At 73.9% G+C, this 20,798-nt stretch carries 23 protein-coding genes; 11 read left to right on the forward strand and 12 right to left on the reverse strand.

The annotated features are described in order from the left end of the window. Positions 1-48: 48 nt before the first annotated feature. The 3 genes from AB0G11_RS22775 (at position 49) to AB0G11_RS22785 (ending at position 3,332) form a co-directional block, all read left to right on the forward strand. Positions 49-1,653 carry a ubiquinol-cytochrome c reductase cytochrome b subunit gene (locus AB0G11_RS22775; RefSeq protein WP_357587984.1) on the forward strand — a complete coding sequence of 535 codons (1,605 nt, stop codon included), beginning with the start codon at positions 49-51 and terminating at the stop codon, positions 1,651-1,653. A 122-nt stretch (positions 1,654-1,775) separates the two neighbouring features. Continuing rightward, positions 1,776-2,183, forward strand: coding sequence for a YciI family protein (locus tag AB0G11_RS22780; RefSeq protein WP_357587986.1), 408 nt, complete (start codon positions 1,776-1,778; stop codon positions 2,181-2,183). Between the two features lie 6 nt (positions 2,184-2,189). Beyond that, on the forward strand, positions 2,190-3,332 hold the full coding sequence (locus AB0G11_RS22785) for a DUF6596 domain-containing protein (protein WP_357587988.1): 1,143 nt from the start codon (positions 2,190-2,192) through the stop codon (positions 3,330-3,332). 12 nt (positions 3,333-3,344) lie between these two features. Here AB0G11_RS22785 and AB0G11_RS22790 read toward each other — a convergent pair whose 3' ends face one another. Continuing rightward, complete coding sequence (locus AB0G11_RS22790; RefSeq protein ID WP_357587990.1) at positions 3,345-4,148, reverse strand: class I SAM-dependent methyltransferase; 804 nt, start codon at positions 4,146-4,148, stop codon at positions 3,345-3,347. Positions 4,149-4,195: 47 nt separating this feature from the next. Between AB0G11_RS22790 and AB0G11_RS22795 the strand changes: the two genes are divergently transcribed. After that, positions 4,196-4,786, forward strand: a complete 591-nt coding sequence (locus AB0G11_RS22795; RefSeq protein WP_219507666.1) for a TetR/AcrR family transcriptional regulator — start codon at positions 4,196-4,198, stop codon at positions 4,784-4,786. On the opposite strand, the gene AB0G11_RS22800 is transcribed toward AB0G11_RS22795, so the two are convergent. Next, positions 4,773-5,234 (reverse strand): TipAS antibiotic-recognition domain-containing protein, encoded by a 462-nt coding sequence (locus AB0G11_RS22800; protein WP_357587992.1) that lies wholly within the window; start codon positions 5,232-5,234, stop codon positions 4,773-4,775. The two genes, AB0G11_RS22795 and AB0G11_RS22800, sit on opposite strands and share 14 nt — an antisense overlap. Positions 5,235-5,335: 101 nt before the next feature. Between AB0G11_RS22800 and AB0G11_RS22805 the strand changes: the two genes are divergently transcribed. The 3 genes from AB0G11_RS22805 to AB0G11_RS22815 all read left to right on the forward strand — a co-directional run bounded on the left by AB0G11_RS22805 (position 5,336) and on the right by AB0G11_RS22815 (position 9,019). Next, on the forward strand, positions 5,336-6,256 hold the full coding sequence (locus AB0G11_RS22805) for a hypothetical protein (RefSeq protein ID WP_219507669.1): 921 nt from the start codon (positions 5,336-5,338) through the stop codon (positions 6,254-6,256). 109 nt (positions 6,257-6,365) lie between these two features. Next, positions 6,366-7,130: an ABC transporter ATP-binding protein gene (locus AB0G11_RS22810; protein WP_357587994.1), complete on the forward strand. Its 765-nt coding sequence runs from the start codon at positions 6,366-6,368 to the stop codon at positions 7,128-7,130. Beyond that, positions 7,115-9,019 (forward strand): hypothetical protein, encoded by a 1,905-nt coding sequence (locus AB0G11_RS22815; protein WP_357587996.1) that lies wholly within the window; start codon positions 7,115-7,117, stop codon positions 9,017-9,019. Before AB0G11_RS22810 ends, AB0G11_RS22815 begins: the two co-directional genes overlap by 16 nt. Positions 9,020-9,022: 3 nt before the next feature. Here the strand turns inward: AB0G11_RS22815 and AB0G11_RS22820 are convergent, their stop codons facing one another. The 5 genes from AB0G11_RS22820 to AB0G11_RS22840 all read right to left on the reverse strand — a co-directional run bounded on the left by AB0G11_RS22820 (position 9,023) and on the right by AB0G11_RS22840 (position 13,691). After that, on the reverse strand, positions 9,023-10,027 hold the full coding sequence (locus AB0G11_RS22820; RefSeq protein ID WP_357587998.1) for a MerR family transcriptional regulator: 1,005 nt from the start codon (positions 10,025-10,027) through the stop codon (positions 9,023-9,025). Between the two features lie 106 nt (positions 10,028-10,133). Beyond that, on the reverse strand, positions 10,134-10,784 hold the full coding sequence (locus AB0G11_RS22825; RefSeq protein WP_357588000.1) for a HEAT repeat domain-containing protein: 651 nt from the start codon (positions 10,782-10,784) through the stop codon (positions 10,134-10,136). Between the two features lie 65 nt (positions 10,785-10,849). Further along, the gene (locus AB0G11_RS22830; RefSeq protein WP_219507678.1) at positions 10,850-11,647 is read right to left on the reverse strand and encodes a hypothetical protein; all 798 of its coding nucleotides are present in this window, start codon (positions 11,645-11,647) and stop codon (positions 10,850-10,852) included. A gap of 56 nt (positions 11,648-11,703) precedes the next feature. Next, positions 11,704-13,254, reverse strand: a complete 1,551-nt coding sequence (locus AB0G11_RS22835) for a carboxylesterase family protein (protein WP_357588002.1) — start codon at positions 13,252-13,254, stop codon at positions 11,704-11,706. A gap of 77 nt (positions 13,255-13,331) precedes the next feature. After that, positions 13,332-13,691, reverse strand: coding sequence for an SgcJ/EcaC family oxidoreductase (locus AB0G11_RS22840; RefSeq protein WP_357588004.1), 360 nt, complete (start codon positions 13,689-13,691; stop codon positions 13,332-13,334). Positions 13,692-13,787: 96 nt separating this feature from the next. Here AB0G11_RS22840 and AB0G11_RS22845 point away from each other — a divergent pair, with 96 nt between their 5' ends. After that, positions 13,788-14,435: a TetR family transcriptional regulator gene (locus AB0G11_RS22845; protein WP_219507684.1), complete on the forward strand. Its 648-nt coding sequence runs from the start codon at positions 13,788-13,790 to the stop codon at positions 14,433-14,435. A gap of 9 nt (positions 14,436-14,444) precedes the next feature. Here the strand turns inward: AB0G11_RS22845 and AB0G11_RS22850 are convergent, their stop codons facing one another. Beyond that, on the reverse strand, positions 14,445-15,011 hold the full coding sequence (locus AB0G11_RS22850) for a TetR/AcrR family transcriptional regulator (protein ID WP_308125861.1): 567 nt from the start codon (positions 15,009-15,011) through the stop codon (positions 14,445-14,447). A 91-nt stretch (positions 15,012-15,102) separates the two neighbouring features. Between AB0G11_RS22850 and AB0G11_RS22855 the strand changes: the two genes are divergently transcribed. Beyond that, on the forward strand, positions 15,103-15,537 hold the full coding sequence (locus AB0G11_RS22855) for a DUF6463 family protein (protein ID WP_219507688.1): 435 nt from the start codon (positions 15,103-15,105) through the stop codon (positions 15,535-15,537). Here the strand turns inward: AB0G11_RS22855 and AB0G11_RS22860 are convergent. Both AB0G11_RS22860 and AB0G11_RS22865 read right to left on the reverse strand, forming a co-directional pair. Further along, positions 15,519-16,622, reverse strand: a complete 1,104-nt coding sequence (locus AB0G11_RS22860; protein WP_219507689.1) for an FAD-dependent monooxygenase — start codon at positions 16,620-16,622, stop codon at positions 15,519-15,521. The genes AB0G11_RS22855 and AB0G11_RS22860 overlap by 19 nt on opposite strands. Positions 16,623-16,653: 31 nt before the next feature. Continuing rightward, complete coding sequence (locus AB0G11_RS22865; RefSeq protein ID WP_357588006.1) at positions 16,654-17,397, reverse strand: siderophore-interacting protein; 744 nt, start codon at positions 17,395-17,397, stop codon at positions 16,654-16,656. 106 nt (positions 17,398-17,503) lie between these two features. On the opposite strand from AB0G11_RS22865, the gene AB0G11_RS22870 reads away from it, so the two are divergent. Together AB0G11_RS22870 and AB0G11_RS22875 are read left to right on the forward strand one after the other, a co-directional pair. Beyond that, positions 17,504-17,836, forward strand: a complete 333-nt coding sequence (locus tag AB0G11_RS22870) for a YnfA family protein (protein ID WP_219507693.1) — start codon at positions 17,504-17,506, stop codon at positions 17,834-17,836. A gap of 80 nt (positions 17,837-17,916) precedes the next feature. After that, entirely contained in the window at positions 17,917-18,663 is a 747-nt protein-coding gene (locus AB0G11_RS22875) for an extracellular solute-binding protein (protein WP_357588008.1), read from the forward strand. 5 nt (positions 18,664-18,668) lie between these two features. Here the strand turns inward: AB0G11_RS22875 and AB0G11_RS22880 are convergent, their stop codons facing one another. Both AB0G11_RS22880 and AB0G11_RS22885 read right to left on the reverse strand, forming a co-directional pair. Then, positions 18,669-19,469 carry a transporter substrate-binding domain-containing protein gene (locus AB0G11_RS22880; RefSeq protein ID WP_219507696.1) on the reverse strand — a complete coding sequence of 267 codons (801 nt, stop codon included), beginning with the start codon at positions 19,467-19,469 and terminating at the stop codon, positions 18,669-18,671. Continuing rightward, positions 19,466-20,794 carry a hypothetical protein gene (locus AB0G11_RS22885; protein ID WP_357588010.1) on the reverse strand — a complete coding sequence of 443 codons (1,329 nt, stop codon included), beginning with the start codon at positions 20,792-20,794 and terminating at the stop codon, positions 19,466-19,468. The genes AB0G11_RS22880 and AB0G11_RS22885 overlap by 4 nt, the downstream gene beginning before the upstream one ends. Positions 20,795-20,798 lie beyond the last annotated feature (4 nt).

Here is a 20,798-nt window from a genome sequence, read left to right on the forward strand (position 1 = left end):
CCCTGCGGCGTCTTAGTGGTGAACGCGGACAGAAAGGAAGTAGCACGCATGGAAACGGTCCCCGGCGGCGTCGCCCGGACATCGTCGTTCCTCGACGAACGCCTGGGAGCGGCCCGCTTCCTGAACCGCAACCTGCGCAAGATCTTCCCCGACCACTGGTCCTTCCTGCTGGGCGAGATCGCGCTCTACTCCTTCGTCATCCTGCTGCTCACCGGCACGTTCCTGACGTTCTGGTTCAAGCCGAGCATGAGCCACGTGGTCTACGACGGCGTGTACGCCCCGCTGAAGGGCGTGCAGATGTCGGAGGCGTACGCCTCCACTCTGAAGATCAGCTTCGAGGTGCGCGGCGGGCTGCTCATCCGGCAGATCCACCACTGGTCCGCCCTGCTGTTCATCGGCGGCATGATGGTCCACGCGCTGCGCGTGTTCTTCACCGGCGCCTACCGCAAGCCGCGCGAGCTCACCTGGGTCATCGGCGTCACGATGCTCGCGCTGGCCCTGCTGGAGGGCCTGACGGGCTACTCGCTCCCCGACGACCTGCTGTCGGGCGCCGGCCTGCGGGTGACCCAGGGCGTGCTCATGTCGCTGCCGGTGGTCGGCACGTACGCGACCTTCCTGCTGTTCGGCGGCGAGTATCCGGGCGAGGACGTCGTCTCCCGCTTCTACGCGCTGCACATCCTGCTCATCCCGGGCATCCTGCTGGCGCTCGTCTCGGTGCACCTGGTGCTGATGTGGGTGCAGAAGCACACCCAGATGCCGGGCAAGGGCCGCACCCGCAAGAACGTCGTGGGCGCCCCGCTCTACCCGTCGTTCATGGCCAAGACCGGCGCGTTCTTCCTGTTCACGCTGGGCTCGGTGGCCGGGCTCGCCAGCTTCGCCCAGATCAACCCCGTGTGGCTGTACGGGCCCTACACCCCGGCCGACATCTCGGCCGGCTCCCAGCCCGACTTCTACCTGGGCTTCCTGGAGGGCGCGCTGCGCCTGATGCCCGCCTGGGAGGTCAACCTGTTCGGCACCGGCCAGGCGGGCACGGTGCCGCTGAGCGTCGTCGTCCCGGCGCTGGTGCCGCTCGGCCTCGTGCTCACGGGCATGGTGCTCTACCCGTTCCTGGAACGCTGGATCACCGGCGACCAGCGCGAGCACCACGTCCTCGACCGGCCGCGCAACAACCCGCACCGCACCGCGATCGGCATGACCACCGTCGTCTTCTACGGCGTGCTGTGGCTGCTGGGGGCCAACGACGAGCTCTCCGCCACCTTCCACATCAGCCTGAACACCACCACCTACGCCGGTCGCGTGCTGGTGATCGCCGGGCCCGTGCTCGCGTACGTCATCACGTACCGGATCTGCCTGGGCCTGCAGCGCTCCGACGCCGAGCTCGTCGGGCACGGCCTGCCGACCGGCGTGATCAAGCGGCTGCCCGGCGGCGCGTTCACCGAGGTGCACGCGCCGCTGGCCGAGGACATGGAGGCGCACCTGCGCGGCAAGGAGCCCGTGCCGATGCTCGCCGACGCCGCCCCCGCCGCCTCCGAGGTCCCGCCCGCCCGGCTGCGCGGCCCGCTCGGCCGGCTGCGCGCCCGCATGTCGCTCGCGTACGGCGGGGAGAAGGTCGCCCTGGACGAGGAGGAGCACGAGCGGACGCTCACGCGCTGAGGTCGAGGGCGTCCCGTACGGCGGGCGGCGATCGAGGGCAGGATGACACCGATGGGAAGGAACTCATGGACCCACGGGCGACCTCGGCACACCTTGAGGCCGCCCGCCTGAAGGAGAACACAATGGCCAAGTACCTGCTGCTCAAGCACTACCGGGGCGCGCCGGCCGCGGTCAACGACGTGCCGATGGACCGGTGGACGCCCGAGGAGCTGGCGGCCCACGTGCAGTACATGCGGGACTTCGCCGACCGGCTGGTGGAGTCCGGCGAGTACGTCGACAGCCGGGCGCTCTCGCCGGAGGGCACGTTCGTCCGCTACGACGGGGAGGGCCGGCCGCCGGTCACCGACGGCCCGTTCGCCGAGACCAAGGACCTGATCGCCGGCTGGATGCTCATCGACGTCGAGAGCTACGACCGGGCGCTCGAACTGGCCGCCGAGTTGTCGGCGGCCCCGGGTGCGGGCGGCGAGCCGGTCCGCGAGTGGCTGGAGGTCCGCCCGCTGCTGAGCGACGCGCCGGCCGGCGCGGAGTGACGGGCGGTGGACGACTCCCTGCTGCGGATCCTCACCCCCGAGGTGATCGGCGTTCTCGTCCGTCGCGGAGCCGACTTCGCCGGGGCCGAGGACGCCGTGCAGGAGTCGCTGGCCGAGGCCGTGCGCGTGTGGCCGGACGACCCGCCGCGCGACCCCAAGGGCTGGCTGATCACCGTGGCGTGGCGCCGGTTCCTCGACGCCGCCCGCGCCGACGCCTCCCGGCGGCACCGCGAAGCCCGGGTCGAGGAGGAGCCGCCGCCGGTCCCCGGCCCGGCGGTGGACGACACGCTCCAGCTCTACTTCCTCTGCGCGCACCCGTCGCTGACGCCCGCCTCGGCGGTGGCGCTCACGCTGCGCGCGGTGGGCGGCCTGACGACGCGGCAGATCGCCCAGGCGTACCTGGTGCCGGAGGCGACGATGGCCCAGCGGATCAGCCGGGCCAAGCGGATCGTCTCGGGGGTCCGGTTCGACCGGCCGGGCGACCTCGCGACCGTGCTGCGGGTGCTCTACCTGGTGTTCAACGAGGGCTACTCGGGTGAGGTCGACCTGGCCGCCGAGGCGATCCGGCTCACCCGCCGGCTCGCGGCCATGACCAGTCACGAGGAGGTCGCGGGGCTGCTCGCGCTCATGCTGCTGCACCACGCGCGGCGCCCGGCGCGCACGGCCGCCGACGGCAGCCTGGTGCCGCTCGCCGAGCAGGACCGCGGCCTGTGGGACACCCGCCTGATCGCCGAGGGCGTCGACATCCTCCAGGCGGCGCTGGCCCGCGACCGCCTGGGCGAGTTCCAGGCCCAGGCGGCCATCGCCGCGCTGCACGCCGACGCCAGGACGGCCGAGGAGACCGACTGGGTGCAGATCGTCGAGTGGTACGACGAGCTCGTGCGGCTCACCGGCAGCCCGGTGGCGCGGCTCAACCGGGCGGTCGCCCTGGGCGAGGCCGACGGCCCCCGGGCAGGGCTGGCGGCCCTGGCGGAGCTGGACCCGGCCTTGCCGCGCCACACCGCCGCCGCCGCGTATCTGCACGAGCGGGCAGGCGACCTGGTGACGGCGGCACGGCTCTACGCGGAGGCCGCCGGGGAGGCGCCGAACCCGGCCGAGCGCGACCACCTGACCCGCCAGGCCGCCCGGCTGCGGGAGAGGGCCGGATAGCCGCCCTTCACGTCACGGGCGACGCCGCGCGGTGACCACGACCGCGGCGTACCCCATCGTGAAGGCGCCCCCCAAGGCGTCGACGGCGGCGCCGACGCCCGCCAGGACGTCGCGGAGCTTGCCGGGCGGGAGCTGGTTGTGGCCGCCGAACGTCGGAACCTGTTCCAGCCACTCGTCCCGGGTGTAGCGCCGTTCCCAGTCGAAGCGCCACCGCTCCGGCTCGTCGAACGCGTCCGCCTTCCGGAAGCCGTCCTCGGCCCTGTCCAGCAGTGCGGTGTACGTCTCCACGTCGGGCACCGTACGGCTGAAGATCGGCAGCTCGGGCAGCACCCTGCGGTAGACCTCCGCGCAGGCTTCCGCGAAGTCGGCCGGAGGCTGGAACGCGTTCCAGAACAGCGCCAGCCGGCCGCCGGGCCGCAGCGCCTCCGCGGCCCTGGCGGCGCCCGCGACCGGGTCCACCCAGTGCCAGGCCTGCCCGGAGACGACCGCGTCGAAGGTCCGGCCGGCGCGGTCCCAGGTCTCGAAGGCCGCCACCTCGGTCTCGACCCCGGTGCGGCGGGCGAAGGCGGCCATCCGCTCGTCGGGCTCGACGCCGAGCACGCGGCAGCCCGCCTCCTGGAACTGCCGGGCCTCGATCCCGGTGCCGCTGCCGACGTCGAGCAGGTCGGCTCCGGGACTGCTCGCGACGATCCGCTCGATCAGGGCGCCGGGATAGCGGGGGCGGGTCCGGTCGTAGAGGGTCGCGTCCGCGCCGAACCCCTCGGCGACCTGCCGGGCATGATGGGGCTCGGAGGCCCCCAACGGTATAGTGGGCATGCGCCCACCATAGTGGGCAACTGCCCACTCGACAAGGGGGACGCACGATGCCGACCGGTGTGGCCATTCGCGACGTGCGCGATCAGCTGTTCGACGCGGCCGAGCGCATCCTGCTCCGCGACGGGCCCAACGCGCTGACCAGCCGGGCGGTGACCACCGAGGCGGGCTGCGCCAAGGGCGTCCTGCACCGGCACTTCGCCGACTTCGACGCCTTCCTCGCCGAGTTCGTGCTCGACCGCGTCCACCGGATGGCCCCGCAGATCACCGCCCTGCGCGAGGCCGCGGGCACCGGGACCGTCGCCGGCAACCTCACGGCCGCGCTGTCGGCCCTGTTCGAGTCGGTCGCGGTGGCGATCGTCGCGCTCGTCGTCTTCCGCGACGAGCTGCGCGCCCGGCTGCGCGAGACGTGGCCCGTCGGCATCCCGGTCCTGACGGAGGCCGCGACCATGCTGGCCGCCTACCTCGCCGCCGAACGCGAGCTGGGCCGCGTCGCCGCCGACGCCGACGTCGACACGCTCGGCGCCACCCTGATCGGCGCCGGCCACCTGCTCTACGCCGACCGCACCGGCGCCCGGCCCGAGCCGGACGCCGTGCACCGGATGGTGACCACGGTCGTCGGCGGCGTCACGCGCGGCTGAACCGCTCGGCGTTGGCGCGGATCGCCTCGCGCAGCCACTCGGCCGCGCCCGGCCGCGTGCCGGCCTCGATGCCCGCCCGGAAGCGCGGGTCGTCCACGTACAGCTCGCCCTTCAGCACGTGGAAGTCGTGCGTGGTGTCGTAGAACCAGCGCGAGATGTGCTGCCGCTGCGCCTCGGCCACGTCCATGGCCGCCTCGCCGGCCGGGTCGGCGCCGGCGTCCATCAGCTCGCGGATGCGCGCCTCGATCGCCGCGTTGTCGCTCTTGATCCGCTCCCAGTCCTCCTTGCCGTAGGTCGCGACCCGCTTCGCCGACTGGGCGTACGCCTCGGAGTCGCCCCACCGCTGCTCGACCTCGTCCAGGTACTCCTCTTCCCGGTCGGCCCACTCGCCCCAGACCTCACGCTTCTCCTCGGCGGTGAGGGGGGACGTCATCTTCTTCTTCGCCATGCCGGTGACCGTACGGACTCACGTCACGTGAGAGTCAAGCCGTCGTGTGACCGAATTTCTGAATTCCAATTTCTGGAAAACAGAAATGCTAGAGTGCGCCAATGACCGCCCCGGACGACGCCGTCACCGTGACCCCGTGCAAGCAGTGCGGAGCGGCGATCGAGCAGAAGCGGGGCCGGGGCCGGCCCAAGGAATACTGTCCGGGCCGCGACTGCCAGGCCACGGCCAAGCGCGAGCGGGAGCTGCGGCGGGCCACACCGGGCTTGGAAGGGGCGCTGGCCAGGGCCGAGCAGCTCTACGAGCGGATGGAGAGCGGGCTCGCGGCGGCCATCGAGCCGCTGGCGCGGGCGCTGGCCGAGGAGCTGAGCCCCGCCGGGGTCGAGGCCCGGCTCAGCGCCGTGCAGGCGGAAGCATACACGCGGGTGGCGATCGCGCGCACCGAGCGCGAGCAGGCCTTCGAGCAGGTACGACTGGCCCGCGAGGCCACCGAGCACGCCCGGCGGCAGACGGCCGACATGCGGGTGCGGCTGGAGGAGGCCGAGGCCGAGCGTGACACCGCGCTGGCCGACGCCGAACGGGCCAGGGAGCAGGCGCTCGCCGCGCTGCGGGAGGCGGCCAGCACCGAGCGGCAGGCGTTGCAGGCCGCGGAGGAGGCGGGGCGGCGCGCGGAGGCGGCCGAGCGGCGGGCCGAGGAGGCGGCGCGGCACGTCGAGCTGGTCGAGCGGGCCAGGGATCAGGCCGTTCAGGAGCTGGCCGAGCGCGTCGAGGCGGCCCAGGCGCGCACCGAGGAGGCCCGCGCGCAGGCCGTACAGGCCGCCGAGGAGGCCGAGCGGGCGCGGCGGGAGAGCGAGCGCGCCCGGGAGGAGACGGCGGCGGCCGGGCGCGAGCGTGACCAGGTGCTGCTCGACCTGCGGCTGGAGCGGGCGCGGCTGGAGGATCTGCGGGCCGAGCTGGAGGCGTCCCGGGCGGAGGCCGAGCGGCTGCGCGAACGCGCGGTGGCGGCGGAGCTGCGCAACCGCTGACCACAGCGAATGGCACGGCACGTGCCGTATTGACACGAGCGGAACGCCGCCCGCACACTTGCCCTCGAAACGGTACGACACGTGCCGTTCAGAGCATGAAGGGGAAGTCATGCGTGGCCATCCGCCGGCGCTGCGGCTCGCCGGCCTGTCCAAGACGTTCGGGCCCAAGCGCGCGGTCGACGCCCTCGACCTGGAGGTGCCCGACGGGTCGTTCTTCGGCCTGGTCGGGCCCAACGGGGCGGGTAAGACCACCTCCTTGTCCATGGCGATCGGCCTGCTGCGGCCGGACGCGGGCCGCGCCGAGATCTTCGGCGTCGACGTGTGGGCCGACGCGCCCGCCGCCAAGCGCCTCATCGGCGTCCTGCCCGACGGGCTCGCCCTGCCCGAACGGCTGACCGGCCGCGAGCTGCTGCGCTTCACCGGGCTGCTGCGCGGCATGGACCGCGCCGACGTCGACCGGCGCGCGGACGAGCTGCTGGCCGTCCTGGACCTGGACGGCGCCGGCCGCACGCTGGTGATGGAGTACTCGACCGGCATGCGCAAGAAGATCGGGCTGGCCACCGCGCTGCTGCACGCGCCGAGGCTGCTGGTGCTGGACGAGCCGCTGGAGGCGGTCGACCCCGTCTCGGCGGCGACGATCAAGGTCATCCTGCGCCGCTACGTCGAGGGCGGCGGGACGGTCGTGCTGTCCAGCCACGTCATGGCCGTGGTGGAGCAGCTCTGCGACCACGTGGCCGTGATCGCGTCCGGCCGGGTCGTGGCCGCCGGGCCGCTGGCGGCGGTGCGCGGCGGTCTGAGCCTGGAGGAGCGGTTCGTGAGCCTGGTCGGCGGCCAGCTGCCTGAGGTGGGGGAGCTGGCGTGGCTGGCGTCCTGATCCGGATGAAGCTGGCCGTCCTGCGCAACTCCATGACCGGCCCGCGCGCGGCCCAGATGATCACCGGCGGGCTGGTGGGGCTCGCGCTGGCCGCGGGCGTCCTGCTGCTGGCCGGACAGCACTACCCCGTCGCCGAGCTGCGGTTCGACCTCGTCGCCGCCGCGCTGGCCGTGTGGACGGCGGGCTGGCTGCTGGGCCCGGCGCTGTTCGGCGGCGGCGACGAGACGCTGCGCCCGGAGCATTTCGCGCTGCACTCGTTCACGCACCGCGCGCTGGCGACGGGGCTGGCCGCGACCGCGTTCGTCGGCGTCGCCCCCGTGGTCACGCTGGTGGCGCTCGCCGCGCTCGTGGTCGCGGGCGTCACGGCCGGGCTCGGGCCGGCGGCCGTCGCCGTCGGCGTGCTCGCCGCCGTGCTGCAGCTCGGCGGCACGGTCCTGGCGTCCAAGCTGGTCACCGCGCTGCTCGGCCAGGTCATGCGGTCGCGCACGGGAGCGGCGCTGGCCGGGTACGTCAGCGCCGCCCTCCTGGCCGGGACGCACTCGGGCTGGGTGCTGTCGCCGCTGGTGGGGGAGGCGCTGCGCACCGGGTTCCCCCCGGCGTTCTCCGCCTGGGTGCACGCCCTGCCGTCCGGGTGGGGCCTGACCGCCGTCCGGGCGGCCGGGCGCGGCGACTGGCTCACCACGGCCGCGGCCCTCGCCGGGCTGGCGGCGCTCGGCGTCGCCTGCCTGGCCGGCTGGTCGGTGCTGCTGCGCCGCCGGTTGACCACGCGCCGGGCGAGCGGGCGGCCCGTGCGCGCCTCCGCCGACCGGTGGGTACGCGGCCCGGTCACCGCCGTCGCCGCCCGCGAGCTGCGCACCTGGACCCGTGACCTGCTGCGTTTCCACCTCGCGTGCTTCGCGCTCGGCTACGCGATGGTGTTCTGCCTGCTGCCGCTGGCCGTCGGCGCGCCCGTCTTCCTGCCGTGGACCGGGCTGCTGTTCGCGCTGTGGACCGCCGCCGTGTCGGCCAACCTCTACGGCGAGGACGGCACCGAGCTGTGGGGCAAGCTGATGATCCCCGGCGCCGCCCGGCACGACGTCCGGGGCCGCCAGCTCGGCTGGCTGCTGGTCGCCGCGCCGCCCACCCTCGTCCTGACGATCGCCTTCACGGCGCTCTCCGGGCAGTACGCGCTGTGGCCGTGGCCGGCCGCGCTCGTCCCCGCGCTGCTGGGCGGCGGCGCCGGCGTGACCGTGCTCGTCTCGGTGCTGCGCCCGGTGCCGATGGCCGACCCGCACCGGCGCGGCGGCAACCTGCTGGACAACGGCACCGACTTCACCCAGGTGCTGCTGGTGCTGATCCTCACCGCGGCCTGCGCCGCGCCCGCCTTCTTCGCCGTACGCCTCGGTCCCGTGTGGGCGGGGCCCGTGGTGGGCGTGGTGAGCGGAGCGGCGCTGGCCTGGCTGCTCGGCCGGGTCGCCGCGGCCGTCCTGGGCCGCACCGCGCCGGAGCTCCTCCACCTGCTGCGCACCGGCTCCCGGCCCGCCCGCCGCCGCCCGTCCCTGCCTCTGGTCCCGCCCCGGGTGACGGCGGCCCACCGGGTCCGGCCGCAGCGGCCCGACGCCTGGCTGGAACGGCTCGGGCTCGACCTGGCCCCGGCCGGGCGGCGCGCGTACGTGATCGTCAGCCTGACGCTGTGCTGGGTGCCGCTGGTGGCGCAGGGCGTCGTCCCCGCGCTCATGCTGTCCGGCGGCGCGGCCGAGCGGTCCTGGTTCCTGGCGCTGCACGTGCCCGACGGGCTGCGCTGGCCGGTCATCGCGGTGATGATCGCGCTGGGGCTCGTGCTGCTGGTCACCGGGCTGGCGACAGGACTGTACTACCTGGCCAAGTCCCGGGTCCGCGCCGCGGGATGACCGTCAGGGGGCGTCGCGCAGCCCGAGGACGTAGGACGCGGTGAGCGCGACGGCACGGTCCCCGTCCTGGGACAGCTCCGTCAGGGTCCGGGAGGCCACGGCGCCCGGGATGTCGGCGAGCGCCTGAGGCAGCCGCCGGCGTGCCGCCGGATCGACTCCCGCGGGGGCGAGGCGATCGGCGAGCATGGTGGCGATCCGGTCGGCCAGCGCGGGATCGGCCGCCAGCGCGCTGAGCGCGTCGGCCGCCTCGACGTCCTTCGTCCCCTCGACGACCATGTCGACGAGCGTCGGGACCGCGTCGGCCACCCCGCGCGGCCCCAGGGCCAGGGCCGCGTGCCTGCGGACCACCGGGTCCGGGCTCGCCAGGGCGTCGCGCAGCGGCGCGGCCGCCTCCTCGCCGGGAAGCTCGGCGAGGGACCGGACGGCGCGCTCGCGCACCTCGGCCGCCGGCGAGGACAGACCCTCGGCCAGCAGCGCCGGCCCGTCGCCGCCCGAGCGCGCCAGTGCCCAGCGCAGCGCGCCCGCGACGTGCGGGTTCGACTCGCTGAGCACCGCCTCGGCCAGCGCCTCCACCGGCACCGCCGCCTCCTGGACCGACGACAGGGCCGCGTGCTGCCGCCTCCCGGCGCTCTTCGAGCCCAGCGCCTGGAGGAGCGCGACGGCCTGGAGGATGTCCTCCCACCCCTCCGGCTCCGCCGCGCCGATCCGGCGCAGCCGCGTCAGCAGCTCCGTCTCGGCGGCGATGCGCTCCTGGGTCCGGCGGATGAGATCGTCGACGAGCGCGTCCGGGGTGAAGTCGGGATCGTCGAGCGCGCGGCCGACGTCACGCAGCGACAGCCCCAGCGAGCGCAGGCTCTCGATGTGGAAGATCCGCCGGATGTCCTCGGCGGAGTACTCCCGGTAGCCGCCGCTGGTGCGGCCCGTCGGCCGCACCAGGCCGAGCGCGTCGTAGTGCCTGAGCATGCGCGCGCTGACCCCGGACCGTCGCGCCACCTCACCGATCAGCACCGCCTGCCGCTCCTCCTCACCTGTCGCTGCTGCTCACCCTGTCACTCCACCCTGTCACTCCACCCTGTCACTCCACCCTGTCACTCCACCCTGTCACTCCACGCTCTTACTCCACGCCGAGCGCCACGGCGCGCTTGGCCTCCTCGATCGCGAACTCGAACCCGGCGTCGGGGTCGCGCAGCAGCAGCTCGGTGGCCGCCGCGTGCGTGCGCACCCGAGGGTCGTGGTCCGCCGCGGCGACGCGCAGGGCCGGCTCGATCACCTCGCCGAGCGCCACCAGCGCCCGGCTGAGGCTCAGCTGCACCTCACGCCCGCCCCGCCCGAGCTGCGCGGCCAGCGCCACGGCCAGCTCCGGCCACTCGTCCTCGGGCGCGAGCGCGACCGCCGCCCGCCAGGCGCTCCGCGCCACCTCGTCGTCGGCGTCGGCCAGCACCCGCGGCGTGATCGCCGGCCAGGCCCGCCGATCCCCGATCTTGGACAGGGTGTGCAGCGCCTGGCTCCGTGCCTGCGCCCGCTCCGAGCGTACTTCCTCTACCAGCACCGGGACCGTCAGCGACGCCGGATGGCGCGTGAGCGCCCACGTCAGCATCTCCCGCACCTGGAAGTCGGGCTCGACCGCGCACCGCTCGACGAGCGCGCCGACGAACCCCGGGTCAGGCGTCGTGCCGGCCGCCATCGCGGCCCGCAGCCGCACCGACGCACCGTCGTCCGCCAACCCTCGCACGACCTGAACCGTAACCGTCTCCTGCAGCGGCATGGGGCCACCTCCTCGGCCCCAGTGAAGACCTTGTCACGGTGTCAAGGTCAACCGGGATCAAGCTCTCAGCCGGGCAGGCGCCACTTGCACAGCTTCTCGACACACAGCTCGGAGGTCGTCTTCCGGGGGTCCGGCGCCTTGATCGGCACCTTGCCGCCCCACCGCTCGTAGCGGGTGTCGACGTGGACGGTCTTCCCCACCAGCTCGTCGAGGCCGGCGGCGAGCGTGAACGTGCTCCGCACCCCGCTGACCAGGCCCGACGGGCTCAGCGTGAGGGTGTAGGAGACTCTCGTGCCCCCGTCCCAGCCGATGTGCGAGGCGTGCTCCGCCCACCGGGAGACCCGCTCGAGCTCCTTGAACGTGATCGCGCCGGTGACGGTGTCGCCGCTCCGCACCCCGTTCCTCAGCAGGGCGGCCAGCGTGGCGGGCTCGCCCGGGTTGACGAGCTGCTCGTCATACCCCAGCAGCTCGGTGTGCCAGAGGTGTGTCTGGTGGCGGTCCTGCCACCAGGTCTTGCCCTTCTTCAGCCACTTCCCCACAACACCGCCGGAACGGTAGCTGGTGCCGCCGATGCGGTGGTTGAAGCCGATGGCCCGCTCGGGACCGTGCACGCCGCCGGTGGTGGTGACGTCCAGGGCCTTGACGCGCCCCTCGGCGTCGAGCTCGAAGGCGCCCCTGCGCCGGAGCTCGGCCTGCTCGAAGGCGCCGTCGGCGAGGGTGGCCGTCTCGGTGAAGCTCACGCCGCGCCCGGGGCCCAGAACGGCCTTCAGCGCCTGGACAGGGTCCTTGGCCGCCGCCTGCGCGGGGGCGGCGCCCGCCAGCAGCGCGCCCAGTGCCGCCAACGAGATGATCAGCCGTCTCATGATGTGATCATGTCGCGGCCGGGTCACGTCGTGGGCACGGGCGGCACGCCGTTCCGTCAAGACCAGAGGCCGCAGTGGTGGGCGTTCTTCAGGTTGAACGGCCGTACCGCGCCGGGGGCGAGGAGGAGCGCACGGTCGGCGGCGTCCAGGCGGGGCCAGCGCGGGCTGCCCGGCCCGTTGGGGTCGCCGGTCCTGACGAACCCGGCCCAGTAGCCGACGAGCCGGTCGGCCAGGCGCCGCTGCTCGGGGCTGAGCCGCGGGGAGCGGGGGAAGTCGAACAGGTAGAAGGTCTCCGCGCCGTGCGCCGTGGCGGGGCGGACGTGGTCGGGCAGGGGGTCGCCGCCGGGCGTGGGGGCCGAGGGGTCGGCGAAGACGTACGCCCAGGCAGGCGCCTTTCTCGCGTGCTCGCGGCCCGACTTCCACGACGGGCAGATCCAGCCGCTGTCGCTGAACACGCGGGCGGTCGCCGCCGTGGGGGAGGGGAAGCGGCGCAGCGGGTAGCGCCGTTCGACCCGGGGCGCGGCGTCGGCGAAGGCGGTCCTGAGCAGGGCCGGGTACTGGCGGGCGGTGACACCTCCCGGGCGGGTGGCCAGGGTGAACTCGACGTGTTCGTCAAGGGTGTTGCCCTGCAGCAGCGGCACGGCCGCCTGCCCGCCCGCGGCGAACACCCGGGCGGGCTCGCGCGGGACGAGGCGGGTCCCGTACGCGAGCAGCGGGAAGCGGGCGGTGTGCGGCAGCAGCTCGGCGGTGCTCCTGCGGCGCAGGCAGGCCACGTCGGCGCAGCCCAGCTCCCCGGCCAGGGCCTGCCCGGCGGACTGGATCGTCTCGATCGGGTGCCAGGAGGAGATCGCGGGCATGCCCTCGCCCATCGCTCCGGCGGGGTGCTCGGTGCGGCACGAGCCGCTCTGGACGATCGCCCGGTGGAACAGGCCGCGGGCGGCCGGTGAAGTCATGAGGGTGCAGGCGCTCATGCCCCCGGCCGAGGCGCCGGCGAGGGTGACCGCGCCGGGGTCGCCGCCGAACGCGGCGATGTTGGCCCGCACCCAGCGCAGCGCCGCCACCTGGTCCTGGAGGCCGAAGTTGCCGGTCCTGCCGAGCTCGGGGTGGGCGAAGAAGCCGAACACGCCGAGCCGGTAGTTGACGGTCACGACCACGAGGTCGCCGGTCGTGACCAGCCGGGCCGGGTCGTAGATGGAGCCGGCGCCGGTGACGAACCCCCCGCCGGGCAGCCAGACCATGACGGGCCGGTTCTTCCCGGGGCGGGCCGGTGCGGTCACCTCCACGGTCAGGCAGTCCTCGCTCTGCGGGATGCCTTCCGGCATGTCGGGCGCGGAGGGCTGCGGGCACGCCGGTCCGGCTGCCGTCGCGTCGCGGACGCCGGGCCAGGGCCTTGCCGGCGCCGGTGGCCGCCAGCGCCGGTCGCCGACGGGCGGGGCGGCGTACGGGATGCCGCGGAAGCGGTGGACCCCGTCCTGGATCGTGCCCCGCACAGCGCCGGCCGCCGTCACGGCGACGGGGGCGGCAGGCGCGGCCGGGGAGGCCACGGCGGCCTGTTCCCCGAGGACGAGGGGCAGCAGGCCGATGGCCAGCGCTGTGACGTGCTTCATGGACGTGTCTCCCCTTGTTTCGTGGTTCGATCGAACCATAACAGGTTTATGGTGCGATCGAACCACGAAGCCGGGAGTCAGACGATCGGGGTCGTCTGGGCCAGCGCGATCAGCCACCGGCCGTCCTCCTTGACCAGCACGAACGTCAGCGCGCCACGCCTGCCGTCGTTGACGTGCTTGACCAGGGTGGCCAGCGCCACGTCCTCCCGCAGGAAGATGACGTCCTGCAGCTCGTTCGTGGTGAGGACGTCCTTCAGCGGGCTGCGCAGCGCCTTGGCCATGACCTCGCGCACCTGCTCACGGCCCCGCAGCCGGATGCCGGTGAAGTTGACGAGCGACACGTCCTCGGTCAGCAGTCCGGTGAAGCCGTCCACGTCGTTCTGCAGCTTCTCGGCGTCGCGGACGACCTGCTCGATCGCGGCCCTCTCGGTGTTCATGTCCGTCTCCTCAGCAAGAGCGGAGCGATTCGCTCCGGTTCGACCGTGACGTTACACCGGAGCGAATCGCTCCGCAAGTCTGCTAGGATCGCCGCGATGACGACCCGCACCAGCCGCACCGATCGCGCCGCACGCAACGACCGGGCGCTTCTTGAAGCCGCCCGCGCCGTCCTGGCCGAGGACGGCGCGCACGCCTCCGTCGCCGCCATCGCCGCCCGGGCGGGCGTCGGCATCGGCAGCCTCTACCGGCGCTACCGGACCAAGGAGGAGCTGTTCCAGCGGCTCGCCGTGCTGTCACTGGAGCACTGGAACGAGGCCGCCGAAGAGGGCCTGGCCGATCCCGACCCGTGGGCGGGGCTGGCCGGATTCGTCACCGCGTGCGTGGAGTTCGGCCAGGGCACGCTGGCCCCGATCGCCGGGGCCGTCGAGGTGAGCGACGAGATGGACGCCGCGTCGCGCCGCGGCGACGACCTGCTCGACGCCCTGGTGCGGCGTGCCCAGGACGCCGGGGTGCTGCGCCCCGACGTCGCCGCCGTCGACGTCGCCCTGCTGATCGAGCAGCTCGGCCGCTCCCCGCTGGTGGATCAGCTCCGCAAGCAGGGCAGGGACGACCTGCTTCCCGCCGCCGTCCGGGCCCGCGCCCGCCTGGTCGCGATCGCGCTCGACGGGCTGCGCCCCGGCGCCCCCGGCGGCCTGCCCGGCGACCCGCCGGGCGAGGAGCTGTTCACGGGCCGCTGGGCCTGACCGTCACGCTCACGACGGCGGGCGCAGCAGGTGCTCGCCGGCCAGGTGGACGGCTTCGAGCGTGCTGTAACCGGGGTGGTCCACGGCCATGAAGTAGCGCCCGATCGCCAGCGAGAACGCCAGGATGCTGCGCGCCTCGACCTCCCTGGGATCGGCGACGAAGGCCCCGAACATCTCGCGCAGGAAGTCCATGCGCTCGTTGTCCACGCGCCGCAGCCGCGCGGCGACGGCCTCGTCATGCCGCGCCCAGGCCCGGACCGCGAGGTCGACCCGGTGGAAGTCGTCCGTGAAGGTGAGCTGGCCGACCCGGCGGATGCGGTCGGCCGGGTCGCCGCCCTCGGCTTCGGCCTGGGCGATGAGCTCGCGGGTGCAGCTGCGCTCCCACTCGTCCAGCATCTCCGCCAGCAGCGCGGGCCGGCCGTCGAAGTAGCCGTAGAACCCGCCCTTCGTCACGCCGAGCGTGGCGGCCAGCGTCTCGACGCGCACCGCGTCGGGGCCGCCCCGGGCGAGCGCTTCGAGGCCCGCCTCGATCCAGCGGGCCCGGGTCGTGCGTGGTGTGGCGGGGATCGCAGCCACCTCCGTTGATCGCGTCCGGGTTTGTACGTTACCGTACACATCGTTCTGTACGGCTCCGTATAGATCACGGCCACCGGAAGGGGACGTCACGATGGACTCCACGAAGCCGCTGCTCCGCTGGGCGAGCGGGATCATGGTCGTGCTGGGCGCGGGGCACCTGACGCTGCTGGCGCTCATCGCGTGGGACGACATCACCGGCTGGGCGAGCCGGGGGCTGTGGGCGGCCGTCCCGCTCGCGCTCACCGGCGGCGGCGCCGCCCCGACCGTCGGGTCACTGCAGAACGAGGTCACCTTCTGGGCGGGCCCCGGCAGCTTCAGCGTCCCGCTGATCCTGCTCGGCTGCCTGATCTGGCGCCTGGCCGGACGCGGCGTGCCCGTGCCCGCCTGGGCCGGCTGGGGACTCGCCGCCTGGTGCGCGGTGGGCGGGATCCTGCTCGTGCCGTCCCCGTACGTCGCGGGGGTCGTCGCCGGGCTCCTCGTCGTCGTGGCGGCGCGCAAGGGCGCGCGTCACGGCGTCCACGTGTAGGTCGGCACGATCGAGCGCTCGAAGAACGCGTCGGGCAGCCGCGGGAGCGCCAGGTCACGCAGGGCCGTCAGGGGACCGGAGGTCCAGTGCGCGGGCGCCGCGGCCTGGCGCGAGAGGCGGACGATCTTCTGGGTGCGCGGCCTGCGGACCCGGTCGTACTCCGCCAGCCCGGCCCGTACGCCCCGGGTGTCGACGGCGGCGGCGAGCGTGACCGCGTCCTCCAGCGCCTGGCAGGCGCCCTGGCCGAGGTTGGGCGCCATGGCGTGCGCCGCGTCGCCGAGGAGCGCGGCCCGGCCCTGGACGTAGGAGGGGAGGCCGGGCAGCTCGTAGGTGTCGTGCTGCAGCACGGTCTCCGGGTCGGCGTCGGCCAGCAGGGCGGGGATGGGGTCGTGCCAGCCGGCGAAGCGCTCGCGCAGGTGGTCGAGGCCGTGACGGGAGCCGGCCGGGGCGTTGGCCATCAGGTAGCAGTAGACGCTGCCGTCGGGCATCGGCTGGTGCCCGAACCGCTGCCCCTCGCCCCACGTCTCCACGCTGCCCTCGATGGGCCGGGACGCGACGATGAGCCGCCAGGTGGTGTATCCGACGTAACGCGGCCCGCGCAAGTGCGGCCAGAGGGAGCGCCGGGTGACGCTGCGCACGCCGTCGGCGCCCACGACCAGGTCCGCCGTGGAGGCGCCGCCGCTGTGGGCCACCGTGCCGTCGGGCCCGACGTGCCGCACGTCGACCCCGGCGCGCAGCACCTCGCCCGGCAGGGCGGAGCACAGCAGGGCGACCAGGTCGGCGCGGTGCACGATCACCCACTGGCCGAACCTGCGCTTCAGGTCGGCGGTGTCGTTGCGGATCAGCCAGCTCCCGCTCGCGTGCCGCACGCCGGCGAGGGGTTCGGCCTGCCCGCCGGCGCGCAGCGCGTCGCCCAGGCCGAGCACGTCCAGCGCGCGCAGGCCGTTGGGCTGGATCGACAGCCCCGCGCCGATCTCGGTGAACGCGGGAGCACGTTCGAGGACCTCCACCTGCCAGCCGCGCTGGTGGAACGCCACGGCGGCGGTGAGGCCGCCGATGCCGCCGCCCACGATGATCACTTTCATGGTCTCTCCTTGACGTTGGGGTCGGGAAGGGTCAGTGCAGGCCCCGTTTGCCCGGGGCCCAGAACGGTTTGACCTTGATCGAGGTGCGCGGCCAGCCGCGCTCGCGGACCAGGTGGTCGCGCACCATCTGGCAGGTCCTGGCCTCACCGGCCACGTAGGCGGCCCCGGCGTCGCCCGGCAGGTCCAGCTCCGCCACGGCCGCGAGCAGCACGCGGGAGGAGGCGGCCGGCGCGCCGTGCCGGTGGACGCGGCGCAGCGGCGGGTCGCCCGGCATCGGCAGGTCGTGCTCGGGGCCCTCGCTCTCCAGCACGCCGAACACCGCCGCCGAGCCGTCCAGCCCGGCGATCATCGGCCCGAAGGCGGCGCCGGCCGTCTCGTCGCCGACGAACACGTGGAAGTCCGCCTCGCGGGTGAAGAAGTCGCCCTGCGGCCACCAGAACGTCACCCGGTCGCCCGGCCGGACCGCCCGGGCCCACTCCAGGCCGATGCCGTCGCCGTCGTACAGGTGGATCCGCAGCTCCAGGGCCCGGCGGTTGGGGGAAAGCTCCCAGATCGTGTACGTGCGCAGCGTGTCGGCCGGGCGCATGATCCCCGCCACCGAGAGCGGGTCCTTGAGCTGGATCCTGACGTGCTGGCCAGGGGTGTAGGGAAAGTCCACGGGCCGGTCGGTCTCGAGGCGCACGCGCCGCATCGTGGGCGTGACGTGCTCGGCGACGGCGACGGTCGCCTCCATGGCGTACTTGCCGAAGACGGCGGCCAGAGGGTTGCGCGGCATGTCAGGAGTCCTCCTGGAGAGCCCGTAAGTTTGCTTAGAGCCATTAAGGAAACATAGATGCCCTAGAATGTCAACGCGGCGCAGGCGATGCGGTCTACTGGCCCGCATGACCGTCGCGCGTTCCCTGTTGCTGTTCGCCCTGGCCGCCCTCGCCGAGATCGGCGGGGCCTGGCTGATCTGGCAGGGCGTGCGCGAGCAGCGGGGCCTGCTGTGGATCGGGGCCGGCGTCGTCGCGCTCGGCCTGTACGGGTTCGTCGCGACGTTGCAGCCGGACGCCAACTTCGGCCGCATCCTCGCCGCGTACGGCGGCGTCTTCGTCGCCGGGTCGCTCGCGTGGGGGATGGCCGTCGACGGCTTCCGGCCCGACCGGTGGGACGTCATCGGCGCGCTCGTCTGCCTGGCGGGCGTCCTGGTGATCATGTACGCGCCGCGCGGCTGAGACCGGTTGCGCGGGGCTCGCCTCGGAGTGTCGAATGGGAGCGGCACCCGCGCAACACCGGCGAACCGTGGGGAGACGCGATGAGGCCGTTGGCCATCGCCCTGGTGGCGGTCCTGCTGGCCGCCGGGTGCTCGGCGCAGCGCCGGGACAAGATCACGGTCGCGTGCGGGGCGAGCGAGCGGTGCTCGATGATGGTCAAGCGGTTCTCCGACGCCACCGGCGTGGAGGCCGACTTCGTCCGGCTGTCGAGCGGGGAGGCGCTGGCCAGGCGCGGCCTGAAGCCGGTCCGCTCCTGGACGGACCTGCTGGACGAGCGGCTGCGCGGCGGCGTCGCCATCGCCCACCCGGCCACCTCCGGCACCGCCTACACCGCCCTGTGGACCCAGGCGCTGCTCAACGGCGGCGACCAGGACGCCGCGCTCGCCTACATGCGCCGGCTCCACCCGAACGTGCTGCGCTACAACGCCTCCGGCAGCGCGGCGGCCGTGCAGGCGGCCAAGGAGGAGGCGGCGGTCGGCATCGTCTTCTCCCACGACTGCGTCGCCGCCCAAGAGCAGGGCTACCCGAACCTGGAGGTGACCTTCCCCCAGGAGGGCACCGGCTACGAGCTCGGCGGCCTGGCCTTGCTGTCCGGGGCGCACAGCCCGGCCGGCGCGCGCACGTACGTCGACTGGGCGCTCAGCGGCGCCTCCCAGCGGCTCGGACCGCTCGTGCGGTTCTACGCGCTGCCCACCAACACCGAGGTGCCCGCCCACTCCAAGGCCGCGGACCCGGCGGCCGTCAAGCTCGTCCCCTACGACGTCGAAGCCGCCGAGCCACCCGCCTGAACCGGTTAGGAGCAGCCCTCGAACTGGGGGACGGCGATCACCGACAGGTCGATGCCCGACCTGCCGAACCACTTGTCCAGCAGCATGTGGGCGGTGCCGTCCTGGTACATCTGGGTGATCGCCCGGTTGAGCTCCTCGCAGCCGTCGACGTCGCCCTTGCGCACGCCGATCGAGGTGCGCTGCTCGTTGAACGTCGCGCCCACCAGGTGCAGGTCGACGCCCGGCTTGGTGAGCAGCCCCGCCAGGATCTGGGCGTTGGTCGAGATGGCGTCGATCCGGCCGTCCTCGATCATGTCCAGGCAGACGTTGTAGTCGGGCGCCTCGACGGGGATCGCCCGGACCCGGCGTTCGCCGACGATCCGCTGGGCGATGTTCGTGCCGCGCACCCAGCAGATCCTGCGCCCCTCCAGGTCCCGTACGTCGCGAATGGCGTCCTTGTCGGCGGGGCGGACCGCGATGTCCTGGAAGTCGACGTGGTACGGCCCGGCGAAGTCGATCACCTTCTTGCGCTCCGGGGTGACCGACATGTGGGCGAAGACCAGGTCGGCGCGGCCGCCGGTCAGCACGGTGAGCTGGTCGCCCGCGGTGATCTCCAGCCAGCGGATCCGCTTGCCCAGCCGGGAGACCAGGTTCTCGGCCACGTCGATGTTGAAGCCGTGGTAGGCGCCGTCCGGCCCCTTGAAGCTGATCAGCGGCACGTCGGAGCGGATGGCGACGACCACCTCGTCCTTGTCCACGAGCGATTCCGGCCGCGCCGTGCCGCAGGCGGTGAGGAGCAGGAGCAGGCAGATCAGCAGTCTTCTCACCGGTACTCCCTGAGTCGTGGCCACACGCCGGCCAGGACGAGCAGGGCGCCGGCGGCCAGCCCGGCGGGGATCAGCCGCCACAGCGTCTCCAGCGCCCCGTCGCCGCTGTCGATGGCCCGCTCGAAGTCGGACTCGTGCCGCCGGACCAGCTCCTCCAGCACCTTGTCGTAGCCCTCGTACGCCTGGGTGAGCTCGCCGTCCCAGAACTTGATCGCCGCCGCGCCCGACATGCCGCGCATCCGCGCGTCGGCCTGCTGGAACCTCTGGTAGGCGGTGAACAGCCTGGTCCGGTCCGCGCCGGTCACGCCGCCGAGCAGGCCCTGGAAGCCCGGGCCGAGCTTGCTCTGGTAGTCGGGCAGGCTCGTGGACTCGACGGCGGCGATCGCGCGCGCCTTGTCGAGGAAGGTGTGCTCGTAGGTGTCCTTGCGCCCGGGGTCGAGCAGGTAGCGGCTCTGGTCGCCGTGCATGCTCCTGCTGATCGCCCGCGCCCTGGTCAGCGTCAGGACCGCGTCGAACCCGCCGCGCTTGGCCTCCTCCAGAGCCCGGCCCTGCCGCTCGATCAGGACGGCGCCGGTCACCAGCCCGGCCGCGCCCAGCACGGTCGCGACCACCAGGGCCGGCGCGAACACCCTGCGGAACCTGCGCGTCAGGTAGGTCTGCAGGCCCACCAGGCAGGCGAGCGCGAGCAGCCCGGTGACGACGACCGCGGTGCGGGCCAGCGCGGTGGCCGACCGCTCGGCGTCGTGCGCCCGCCGCACGATCGTGCCCGTCTCCAGGGTCAGGTTGTACGCCTTGGGCAGCAGCTCGCGGTGCATGAGGTCGGTGGCCCGCTGGTAGGCGGCGACCACGGGGGCGGGCGGCTGACCAGCGGTGTGCCCGGACTGCCGGTCGAGCAGCCGGGCCTCGGCCGCCAGCCGTTCGTAGCGGCCCAGCCCCTCGATCAGCGCCTCGACCGTACGCTGCTCGGTGGGGTTGTCCAGGGCCAGCCGGTAGGCCTTGAGCAGGCTTTCGGAGATCTCCAGCCGCCGCTGGTCGTAGGCGGTAAGGTCGGCCTGCTGCTGCGGGCCGTACTCCCTGCCCAGCAGCAGCGTCTCGGCCACCAGCGCGTCCATCTCGGACATCTGCCGATACAGGCCGGTGGTGGCGAGGACCTGCGGCCCGGCGTCATGCCCGATCGTGCGCAGGCTGGCGCCCGTACTGGCCGCGCCGGCCAGGATCGCTGCCAGCAGCAGCGCCAGCGACAGCAGCGACAGCCCGGCGAGGGTGCGCACCCGCCTGGGCACCGCCGCCGCGCGCCGGACCGGCGGCGTCACCGTCACCGTCATGGGC

Source organism: Nonomuraea sp. NPDC023979 (assembly GCF_040639085.1).
Lineage (GTDB): Bacteria > Actinomycetota > Actinomycetes > Streptosporangiales > Streptosporangiaceae > Nonomuraea > Nonomuraea ceibae.